This is a genomic window from Alteromonas sp. W364, assembly GCF_031846205.1.
GTDB lineage: Bacteria > Pseudomonadota > Gammaproteobacteria > Enterobacterales > Alteromonadaceae > Glaciecola > Glaciecola blandensis.
Genome location: NZ_JAVRID010000003.1, coordinates 20,255 through 30,961 on the forward strand (window position 1 = coordinate 20,255; position 10,707 = coordinate 30,961).

The 10,707-nt window shown below is 44.4% G+C and carries 8 protein-coding genes; all 8 read right to left on the bottom strand.

What is annotated here, in order from left to right:
* Nucleotides 1-19: 19 nt before the first annotated feature.
* The 8 genes from tldD to RM556_RS05500 are packed head-to-tail and all read right to left on the bottom strand — an operon-like array spanning nucleotide 20 to nucleotide 10,674.
* Entirely contained in the window at nucleotides 20-1,465 is a 1,446-nt protein-coding gene (tldD, locus tag RM556_RS05465) for a metalloprotease TldD (protein WP_311374088.1), read from the bottom strand.
* Nucleotides 1,462-2,292 (bottom strand): carbon-nitrogen hydrolase family protein, encoded by an 831-nt coding sequence (locus RM556_RS05470; protein ID WP_409220063.1) that lies wholly within the window; start codon nucleotides 2,290-2,292, stop codon nucleotides 1,462-1,464. Before RM556_RS05470 ends, tldD begins: the two co-directional genes overlap by 4 nt.
* Nucleotides 2,285-6,148 (bottom strand): YhdP family protein, encoded by a 3,864-nt coding sequence (locus RM556_RS05475; RefSeq protein WP_311361028.1) that lies wholly within the window; start codon nucleotides 6,146-6,148, stop codon nucleotides 2,285-2,287. The genes RM556_RS05470 and RM556_RS05475 overlap by 8 nt, the downstream gene beginning before the upstream one ends.
* Nucleotides 6,145-7,611, bottom strand: coding sequence for a ribonuclease G (rng, locus tag RM556_RS05480; protein WP_311361027.1), 1,467 nt, complete (start codon nucleotides 7,609-7,611; stop codon nucleotides 6,145-6,147). Before rng ends, RM556_RS05475 begins: the two co-directional genes overlap by 4 nt.
* 10 nt (nucleotides 7,612-7,621) lie before the next feature.
* Nucleotides 7,622-8,194: a Maf family protein gene (locus tag RM556_RS05485; RefSeq protein WP_311361026.1), complete on the bottom strand. Its 573-nt coding sequence runs from the start codon at nucleotides 8,192-8,194 to the stop codon at nucleotides 7,622-7,624.
* A 1-nt stretch (nucleotide 8,195) separates the two neighbouring features.
* On the bottom strand, nucleotides 8,196-8,672 hold the full coding sequence (gene mreD, locus RM556_RS05490; RefSeq protein ID WP_311361025.1) for a rod shape-determining protein MreD: 477 nt from the start codon (nucleotides 8,670-8,672) through the stop codon (nucleotides 8,196-8,198).
* Nucleotides 8,669-9,604: a rod shape-determining protein MreC gene (mreC, locus tag RM556_RS05495; RefSeq protein ID WP_311374090.1), complete on the bottom strand. Its 936-nt coding sequence runs from the start codon at nucleotides 9,602-9,604 to the stop codon at nucleotides 8,669-8,671. The genes mreD and mreC overlap by 4 nt, the downstream gene beginning before the upstream one ends.
* A 26-nt stretch (nucleotides 9,605-9,630) precedes the next feature.
* Entirely contained in the window at nucleotides 9,631-10,674 is a 1,044-nt protein-coding gene (locus tag RM556_RS05500; RefSeq protein ID WP_311361023.1) for a rod shape-determining protein, read from the bottom strand.
* Nucleotides 10,675-10,707: the final 33 nt, after the last annotated feature.

A 10,707-nucleotide genomic window follows, 5' to 3' on the forward strand; every position in this document is an offset into this window, starting at 1 on the left:
ATATGAGTTAAAAGGCAGCTTAAGCTGTTCCACCAACTGTCAGTTCGTCTACTTTCAGTGTAGGCTGGCCAACACCAACCGGAACAGATTGACCATCCTTACCACAAACGCCAATGCCCATATCCAAGGACAAGTCGTTTCCAATCATGGATACTTTTTGCATCACTTCAGGGCCATTGCCAATTAATGTAGCCCCCTTAATTGGCGTTGTTACTTTACCATTTTCAATTAAGTAAGCTTCTGATGTAGAAAATACAAATTTGCCTGAGGTAATATCAACTTGCCCACCACCAAAATTAGGTGCATAAATACCCTTTTCGACAGACTGAATAATTTCTTCAGGCGCAAATTCGCCACCTAGCATGTAGGTATTTGTCATCCTTGGCATAGGTAAATGAGCATAACTCTCTCTACGACCGTTTCCTGTAGGCGCCACGCCCATTAGAGAAGCGTTGTGTTTATCTTGCATATACCCTTTTAAAATGCCGTCTTCAATAAGCACATTCTGTTGAGTCTTTACACCTTCATCGTCAACCGATAATGATCCACGACGATCCGCTAAGGTACCATCGTCAATGACAGTCACGCCTTTTGCGGCAACTTGCTGACCTATTCTTCCACTAAATGTAGATGCACCTTTGCGATTGAAATCCCCTTCGAGCCCATGACCAACCGCTTCGTGCAATAGCACGCCTGGCCAACCGCTACCCAACACAACAGGCATCAGCCCAGCTGGTGCTGGCACTGCAGCTAAGTTGACTTCAGCCATATGGATAGCATCATCTGCCAACTGTTCAAATAGAGGTTTATTATCTGCCAAGCTAGTGTGGAAGTAGTCGTAAGTTCGTCGACCTCCAGCCCCAGCACTTCCGCGTTCGCGCTTACCGTCTTTTTCTAAAAGCACTGAACAGTTCAATCGAATCAATGGGCGAATATCTTGAGAAAAGGTCCCATCACTCGCTGCAATCAAGACTTCTTCATATACACCACTGAGGCTAACGACGACTTGGCTTGCATGTGGAGCTTGCTTTCGAATATAAGTATCCACGGCTTTCAATAGACTTATCTTTTCGTTATCTGGCATTGCCAATAAAGGGTTTTGAGCGGTATAAAGCGGTGTATTGCTTAACCCTTCAAATTGAGGAATTTTCAGTGTGCCACCGCTTGGCGCGATGCCTCGAGACGCTTTACATGCGTCATTTAACGCAGCAAACGAAATTTCATCGGAGTAGGCGAAACCGGTTTTCTCACCGGAAATAGCTCTAACACCAACGCCACGCTCAATGTTATAGCTGCCATCTTTAATGATGCCGTCTTCTAAAACCCAACTTTCATGCTGGGAGGATTGGAAATACAAATCAGCAAAATTAGTTTGATGGGACAAGATACCATCGAGTAGACCAGTTAACTGCGCTCTATCGATACCCGACGCGCCTAATAAATTTTCTTCAACTGAATGACTCAAAATGCTGTCCTATGTGTTTTGTGTGTTTGAATGGGCATTGACTGCCGAATACTAGATAGTAAGTCATGCTGGTATCGAGCACCAACCTTTCCTTGATTTTCAGGTAAATTGGCCAGTAGCTCTCCCCAAGGAGAATAGATACAGCTGTTACCATAGGTCTCTCTGCCATTACTGTGCACGCCAGTCTGATTAGCCGCTATCACATAACATTGATTTTCAATACTGCGAGCAGCGAGTAATGCATGCCAATGAGCCTCTCCTGTTTTCAAGGTAAAAGCGCTTGGAACCACTAAAACGTCGATTTGCCCCATTCGCTGAACAAGCTCCGGAAAACGTAAGTCATAACATACAATTTGCCCAACCCTGCCCCATGGACTTTCAAAAAAGACAACATGCTGGCCTGGCAGTGTGCTCGCCGACTCACGATATTCGTTGGTGTTATCATTTACGCTAACATCAAACATATGGATTTTGTCATAGCGCCTGACGCGATGTCCTTGATTATCATACACAAGGCTAGCGGCGTAAAAGCGATCTTCCCCGTAACCTACTTCACCTTGCTGCGCTTTGACAGGAATGGTGCCGGCTACAATCCATTTGTTATATTGTTTTGCCAGTGCCGCAATACGCGTTTGGATATGTCCATTATCGATCTCTTCGGCTATCGACATCAGCACCTTATCACCGGCGCCAAAGCAGGCAAAGCACTCAGGCAGAACGACCAGTGCGGAGTCATGGTCTAGCTTTACTAACTCAGTTTCTATAGCATCCAAATTAGCATTAATATTGGGACCAGACGTGATCTGAATCGCAATAAGGTCATCCATCATTCACCTCCATCATCAAGGTATCTTCCGGGCTCGGTGGAATGAATTCATCAATTTCTTCAGGCAGGGCATCTCGGCGTGCCGGTAATTCAACCTCGGTACTTTCCCGCCCCGTCTCTATCATAATGGGGTCAGCGATGGTGCCGGTCACGCTGTAATTCACATTTGAAATAACCTTAGCTGATGTCAGCATTTGGTCCAAGGCAAGTGCAGCGAGCGCTGTTGGCGGGTTTACCATAAAGTATACCAATACCGGTAAATTCCCCGTGACGTTAGGTGTAAAACTGACGTTGTAGTTTAGCTCTTTGGATACTAAATCTGTGTAGCCATAAATTTCCATCTCGCCCGCACCACCATCGATTCTTGTATCGCGAGTATCTGCCTTACCCTCAGTTATTTGCACTGTCCCTTGCATTTCATCATAGAAGAAACCTTTGGCAAAGACGTCACGAAAATCGAGGCTGAGCTTCCTGACTAGTGAGTCTAAGCTTAACAAAGTAAAGATACGGGAGCCTTTATCACTCAGTTCGGTGATATAACCATCGCTTAACTGCCAATCGATTTCGCCATCAAGATATTCGAAAGAAAAATCAAAAGGTGACGACTTCCAAGTGGCTGTGAAATTCATCCTGGCTTCACTGTCCTTGATACCTGAATCAAATTGGAAGTCTTTCAAGAATGCGCCAAAATCACTGCTATTCATATCGCCATTAATGAATGTATAGTGGTCACCGTTGCGCTTGTACCATTGTCCACTAGCGCGAATCTTGCCATTGGGGCCTTCTAGGCTGAAGCTCTCAAAACGCAAACCATCGTCATTCGGAAAACTTTCAAAACTAATAGCTCCTAAGTCATTACCAAACACTTCACAATCTGCGCATTTCAAACGGATCCGAGGTAAAGACTGAGGTTCAATTTCAGGGCCTAAATCTTGTTCTTGAGCGAGCCAGTCGTTGAATCGTACAAAATCAGCATTGATTTCAATACCCTCTTCGACCCAGCGCTGATGAAAGGTGATTTGTGCCTTGGCTTGGTCGGATACCAAATCAATAATCCAATCTTTATTGATTGTTTTCACAGTTGCATCCACATCCGATAGACTTTGGCCTGCAACTACCAAGTTATCTGTTTCGATAAAAATACGCTGCGGAGCTTCAAATAAAGCCTTCTTTGCGTCTTCAGATTCATCACCGCTGGGCACTCCAGCTAGCAGTGCCGCGATGCTCTGATACCAAGTAGAGAGTTGTATTTCTGGCAGGTTCGCACTGATGCTAAAACCAACACCTCGCCCAACAAAATCGCTTGCACCTATGGCCAAATGCGCACGGCTAAACTGCATTTCTTTATGCGGTAAAATACCATCAAACGTGACTTCATCGCCTAAAGTCACTTTAATATTTGATGCTTGTTTGTTGCCGCTGATATCAGCCGATAAGCGCTTGGATTCACTCGACTGTTTATCAAAAGGGGCTGGTAACACAGAGTCTATGCTATCTAGCTGAGAAAATACCGTTGCTGTATATTCATATGCGTCTTTCCCCAAAGCCACATCAATACTCGACTGCCAACTACTCTCACCGCTCAGGTAGCTTCCTAGCTCTTCACTAATATAAGGAACTAAGGGGCTGACGTCCCAGTTCTCTCCCAAAACATCAATATCTAATACATACTCATCGTTAGCTTGCTCGCCCTTAAAATCAACAGCGATACTCTGGCCTAAAAGTTCTGCTTTCAGCCTATTAATCCAAATTTTGTCATTGTCAAAAATGAGTCGACCTTTGGTGTTTTCTAAAGCTAATTGCAAACTTGGGATTTGCACAAAATTATCGTTTAGGGTGACGATTCCACTCGCCGAAGTACTTTTTGTATCATCTAGGGGAACGTAAATTGACAGCTGTGCTTCTATTTCGTTACTCACTAACACGTCTTTGCTCAGTGTACGACCAAGCCCATCTTGTAAACTGCTCTGCGCAAAAACCTGTGAAATCCCATAGCCATTGCCAACACCTACCGCTTCAATAATCAAATCGGCGCCTTTGGTCAGAAGTGGGATGTATGCATTGATATCACGCACGTCGATTTCGCCCAACTTGGCTTCTTTGCTCTTCATTGTTAAACCCAAATTTTCAAAATGCAGGTCTAAATCTAAATTTGTAATCGATGGCCAGCTTCTGTCAAATAAAAAATCTGCGTCTCGGATATCTACTTGTGCTTGAAACACACCTTCATTATTTGTGAACGGGTAGTCAGCAAAGCGGCCACTCCACAAGATGCGCGCCTCTTCCACCTGACCTTCAGCATAGAATGCTCGGCTCAAGAAGGACTTAACTTCCTTTCCTAAAAGCGGCTCATTTGGCAAAAAGCGCTGGATTTGTGATACATCTAAGGCTTTTACCGTGCTCACAGAATTCAGCACTTGATTGCTAAAGTTGTACTCAAAACTGCCACCCATTGACGTTTCTGGCAGCTCAATGTCAAAGCCTTTAGCACCCAGATGCCACGCATCATCATCTTGGTAAAATTGCAGAGGAAGTAACAGATTGTCGACCACAAGATCATCGTCAAAGACTTCCCCCACTGCAACATTCACATCCTTACCCTCGAGCGTCACTGCGCCCACATTTTTTTGCCAAGCGAAGGTCATTGCAAGGTCGGACATGCCGGGGACGTTTTTATTTTGTTGCCAAGCTAATTGATTAATTTCAGCCCATGCTGATATGCCATTAGGTCGTTTTTGAATGGCTAATTTATCTAAGCGTGCTGAAAGGTCCATATCGCGCAATTGTCTATTGAGCTCACTACTAAACAGCCCGGTTAAGGGTAGCAAAGGTTTGATTGGGAATGCGCTGGCGCTTTGAATTTGCAACTCACCACTTTTCGACAGAGAGCCTTTCCAATCTGTACTTAATACTTGGTCGTACACTGAAAGTTTGAGTTCTTTTATATTGAACAGCCAGCGACCACCTTTCGGCTGGGCCACAAATATTCCCGAATCGATACCACTGCTCAGGTCTACAGACTCTTGTTTCCAAATAAAGCGGGTTGGTTTTATCTTTCCATATACCTTCGTGATTTTACGACGATTAATATCCGCCCAGAATTCAAAGTTGGCGCGCCCCTCTAAAAGCTCACTTTCCAGTGCGGAAAACTCATTTACCCAGGGTGATAAATCGAGCTCATCGGCTTTCGCGTAAATAGTGCCATCAAAGTTATTCGCATTGCCCACTAAATCAATCACAAATACGGCAGAGTTATTAGCAAGTTCAGATACTTTCATTAAGCCTGAACCTTGGTGACGCTCACCTTTGTTCAGCCATGAAAGGTTTTGAATATTGAAAGACTGTCGGTTATTTTCACCGCTAATACTGACCACGCTATTCACCAACGAAAAGGTTTGTAGCTGCTCTAGGAATAAGCCTTCAAGTGCGTCCATAATAGGAAAGTCAGTGCTACTGTCGTCTTGTATTCTTTGTAAGTCTAGGTCTAATAGCAAGCCATCTAGGCTGAAGTTTTTAGAGGAGATTTGGCCAGTGAGTAATGAATCCCAAAAATCTATTTCAATATAAATATTTTCGATATTCAGGGAAAGGGGGGACTTTTCATTTTGTTCAAGGCTGACCTCGTTCAGCACAATGGCCGGCCCGATACCTTGCCAAGAAGCCGATATAGACTCTATCTGCAGCGCTACACCATATTCAGTTTGCGCAAACTCTTCGAATAAATGCTTTTTGTCATTCAGTAAGGGCAGGGAATAGCGTAACAAGCTCATCAGTAAAGCGAAAACCACTAAACTGATAGCCACTACTGTCCATAACTTTCGGACTAAATAGGTTGCTACGCTGGAAAATTTGTTCACATCATTACCACATCAAATTTGTCTTGATGATACAACAACTCCGTTTGTACTTTGATTTGTTTTGACACGAATACTTCCAATTCGGCCAACATATGAGATTCTTCACCCATAAGCGCTTCAGCTACAATTTGAGAAGCGTAGACGACGAATTTATCAGCATCATACGCCCTATTCACACGCACTATTTCACGCATTATTTCAAAACAGATGGTTTCAACGGTTTTAATACTCCCACGACCTTTACATGCGGGACATTCACCACACAAAATGTGTTCTAGGCTTTCGCGTGTGCGCTTGCGTGTCATTTCAATTAAGCCGAGTGCCGTAAAGCCGTGAATGTTCGACTTCGCACGATCTTTGCTCATTGCCACTTCTAGACTATGTAAGACACGTCTTTTGTGGTCAGGTTCAATCATATCTATAAAGTCAATTAGGACCATGCCACCTAAGTTGCGCAAACGCAGTTGACGTGCAATGGCGACGGTCGCTTCAATGTTCGTATTGAAAATGGTTTCTTCAAGGTTTCGATGACCAACAAATGCACCCGTGTTGATGTCAATTGTCGTCATTGCTTCGGTCTGGTCAATAATTAGATAGCCCCCAGACTTTAGGTCGACACGACGCTCGAGCGCTCGCTGGGATTCATTTTCTACATCGTAGAGATCAAATATTGGACGCTCACCTTTATAGTACTCTAGTTTTTCGCTCAGCTCAGGGACGTAGTCCTTAGTGAACTCTTGTAATTCTGTGTATGACAGTTTTGAATCAATGCGAATACGATCAAGCTCAGTACCAACAAAGTCACGCAATACTCTGCGCGCAAGCGGCAAGTCTTCATACAACACATGAGACATCTTCTTGGTCATACGCGATTGGATCTTAGCCCAAAGCCGTCTAAGGAATGCAGCGTCTTGCTTCAATTCATTTTCTGAGACGCCTTCTGCCGCTGTGCGCACAATAAAGCCACCTTGATCATCGCAATGTCCACCTACTAGCCCTTTTAAACGATCACGTTCTGCTTCATCTTCTATACGTTGTGAAATACCGACATGAGTCACGCTAGGCATAAATACCAGGTATCTTGATGGCAAAGTGATGTCAGTGGTAAGGCGGGCGCCTTTTGTACCTAAGGGGTCTTTCACCACTTGCACGACGATATCCTGACCATCACGGACCAATTCACGAATGTCTTTTTTCTCAATAGGCGTATCGCTAACGTCATCTACTAGTTCGTCATGCATAGCAATGTCGGAAGCATGTAAAAAAGCCGCTTTATCTAAACCAATATCAACAAAGGCGGCTTGCATACCAGGTAATACTCGGCTGACTTTGCCACGATAGATATTGCCAACGAGGCCTTTCTTGGTGTGCCGTTCGATATGAATTTCTTGTAAGATACCGTTTTCTATCAGCGCAACCCGTGATTCAGACGGCGTAACATTGATTAGCAACTCTGCGCTCATATGTGATTTCCTAGTTCAAGTACCCGATTTTGTTCAGCATAACTTTGGTTTCGTAGAGAGGCAGTCCAACAACATTGCTATGACTACCTTTAATGCTTTTGACAAACTGGCCACCAATCCCCTGTATAGCATAGCTTCCCGCTTTGTCTTGTGGCTCTCCACTCTGCCAATAATTGCGCATGTCTTGTTCATTAAGACAGGCAAAAGTGACTTGAGTTTTCACTTGCTCTACAAAAGATTTATTTTGATAACGAAATGCCACTGCTGTGATCACTTGATGGGTTTGAGAAGACAGCATAGACAACATTCTTATACTATCATTTTGATTTTCAGGTTTGCCAAATATTTGATCACCAAATGTCACGATGGTATCTGCACCGATAACTAATTTATCGGGATGATGAGTGGCTACTTTAGTGGCTTTTGCTTCAGCTAAGCGTGCGACTAAGCGCTCTGGACTCTCGTCCGCTAGCGGCGTTTCATCGACATCTGCGCTGATGATGTCAAAGTGAGGAATGAGATGTTGCAGAAGCTCTTTACGTCGCGGCGACGCGGAGGCCAAAATAACCCGACAAAGAGACATCTTAGGTCACTCTTAGTAATCTGCGATACCGTCTAAGCAACCAGAAAAGCCAAGGCCAAATAAATACAGAAGTGACGACAGGCCATAGCAACTCAAATCGAAATTGAATACCTGTAAGCCAATATTGCAGCCAATAAACCAGCATGTGGTACAACGTCGCAAGCACAAAAATCATGACCGCTTGCTGTACTACACTGTAGTTTCGGAATCGTTGATAATTTGCAGCAACTAGGTAAACAGGGATTGCCATCGCAAAGCTATGTACGCCAAGCGCAGTGCCATATAAAATATCAATCACGATACCGCAAATTGCAGCCACGCCAACACCAACCCTATTAGGTAAGGCCATACTCCAATAACACAGAATTAAAAGAAGCCAATCAGGACGGTATAAATCAATAGCCACCGGCATCGGCATAATTTGCAAAATGAAGGCAACAATAATGCTTGCAGGGATTAAAAACTGCTTCCCCTTCATCGCGCATTCTCCTGTTCCAGATCTTGTTGCTCAGAAGTGTCGCTGTCAGTCATACCGGATTTTAATTGTTCAAAACGCTCATCACCTGGCGCAATAGCACCATCTGGCGCCATATCCGCTGGCCATAAGAGTAAAAGATATTTTAAACGGTCTAATTGCGCTAAGGGCGTCGCCTGGACTTGTGCGAATGGGCGGCCTTCGTCTCGAATGATGGACGTAATAATACCGACCGGATAACCCTCAGGGAAGACATCGCCTAAACCAGAAGAGACCAATACGTCACCTACGAGAAGATCAGCACTGTGGGGAACGTGTTGTAGATTTATCGCATCCAGACTGCCATCACCAATCGCAATAAAGCGCACGTTATTGCGTTCAATGCGCACCGGAATTGCGTGAGTAACATCCGAGATTAATAAAATACGACTGTTGGTTGTGCCAACCTCTGACACTTGGCCCACAATACCATTGTCGTCAAGTACAGGTTGGTTCAGAAACACGCCGTCAATTGCCCCCTTGTTAACCACAATTTGATGACTATAAGGGTTTGTATCGACCGCCATTAGCTCGGTGATCATTTTATGCATATTGTCACGCACAGGAGCGTCAAGTAGCTTGCGAAGGTTATTGTTTTCTTGCTCTAAAATCTTGAAGCGCTGCAACTGCTCACTCATCAAAGTGATTTGATAAGTTAAGTCTTCGTTATCGTTTAGGAGCTTTTGTCTTGATTTGAAACGGTCAGCACTCCAACTCATCATAGCGCCAGGTAAATTGGCGATATATTGCAAAGGACTGACCATTGAGTTCAGATAAGTACGTGCAGTGGCGAAGTTTTCAACCTTAGTATCGATAAGCATCGCAGCCAGTGAAAACACTAGAACGATGGCTAATCTAACTGGGAGGCTTGGGCCTCTGGCGAAAACTTCATTCATGATAGAAAATAGACTACTCGTTGAGGCTATTCGTAGCTAAATAGGTCGCCACCATGTAAATCAATCATATCGAAAGCCTTACCGCCACCACGAGCCACACAAGTCAGTGGATCATCAGCGATTACCACAGGAATACCGGTTTCTTCCATTAGTAAGCGATCTAAGTCTTTGAGTAATGCACCACCGCCTGTGAGTACCATTCCTCGCTCAGAAATATCCGATGCAAGTTCAGGTGGGGATTGTTCGAGAGCAACCATCACCGCACTCACAATACCTGATAAAGGTTCTTGCAGGGCTTCTAAAATTTCGTTGCTGTTAAGATTGAAACCACGAGGCACACCTTCGGCTAAATTTCGGCCACGCACTTCAATCTCTTTGACTTCTTCGCCCGGGTAGGCTGCACCAATTTCATGCTTAATACGTTCAGCGGTCGCTTCACCAATGAGTGAACCAAAGTTACGTCGAATATAATTGATGATCGCTTCATCAAATTTATCACCACCAATGCGCACTGAAGATGAGTAAACAACCCCATTCAAGGAAATGATAGCAACTTCCGTTGTACCACCACCGATATCAACAACCATCGAGCCGGTTGCTTCGGATACCGGTAAACCAGAACCAATCGCTGCCGCCATAGGCTCATCAATCAAATATACTTCACGCGCACCGGCACCCAAAGCTGATTCACGGATAGCACGGCGTTCAACCTGAGTAGAACCACAAGGCACACAGACTAAAACTCTTGGGCTTGGACGCAAGAAGTTATTATCATGCACCTGCTTAATGAAGTGTTGTAACATTTTTTCAGTGACGTAAAAGTCGGCAATAACGCCATCTTTCATTGGACGAATAGCCTTAATGTTACCCGGTGTTCGACCCAACATTTGTTTTGCTTCATGACCAACCGCGGCGACGCTTTTTGGGCCGCCAGCTCGCTCTTGGCGTATCGCCACAACAGAGGGTTCGTTTAGAACAATGCCTTGATCTTTTACATAGATCAGCGTATTCGCTGTTCCCAAGTCGATCGAAAGGTCGTTTGAGAACATACCTCTAAGCTTTTTAAACATGGAATGCCTTTAGGTTATTTTTGTTGTTATTTG

Bases quoted from the DNA above. Each gene is read 5' to 3' on its own strand.
- RM556_RS05470 (WP_409220063.1), bottom strand. From the start codon at position 2,292: ATGGATGACCTTATTGCGATTCAGATCACGTCTGGTCCCAATATTAAT.
- rng (WP_311361027.1), bottom strand. From the start codon at position 7,611: ATGAGCGCAGAGTTGCTAATCAATGTTACGCCGTCTGAATCACGGGTT.
- RM556_RS05485 (WP_311361026.1), bottom strand. From the start codon at position 8,194: ATGTCTCTTTGTCGGGTTATTTTGGCCTCCGCGTCGCCGCGACGTAAA.
- mreD (WP_311361025.1), bottom strand. From the start codon at position 8,672: ATGAAGGGGAAGCAGTTTTTAATCCCTGCAAGCATTATTGTTGCCTTC.
- mreC (WP_311374090.1), bottom strand. From the start codon at position 9,604: ATGAATGAAGTTTTCGCCAGAGGCCCAAGCCTCCCAGTTAGATTAGCC.
- RM556_RS05500 (WP_311361023.1), bottom strand. From the start codon at position 10,674: ATGTTTAAAAAGCTTAGAGGTATGTTCTCAAACGACCTTTCGATCGAC.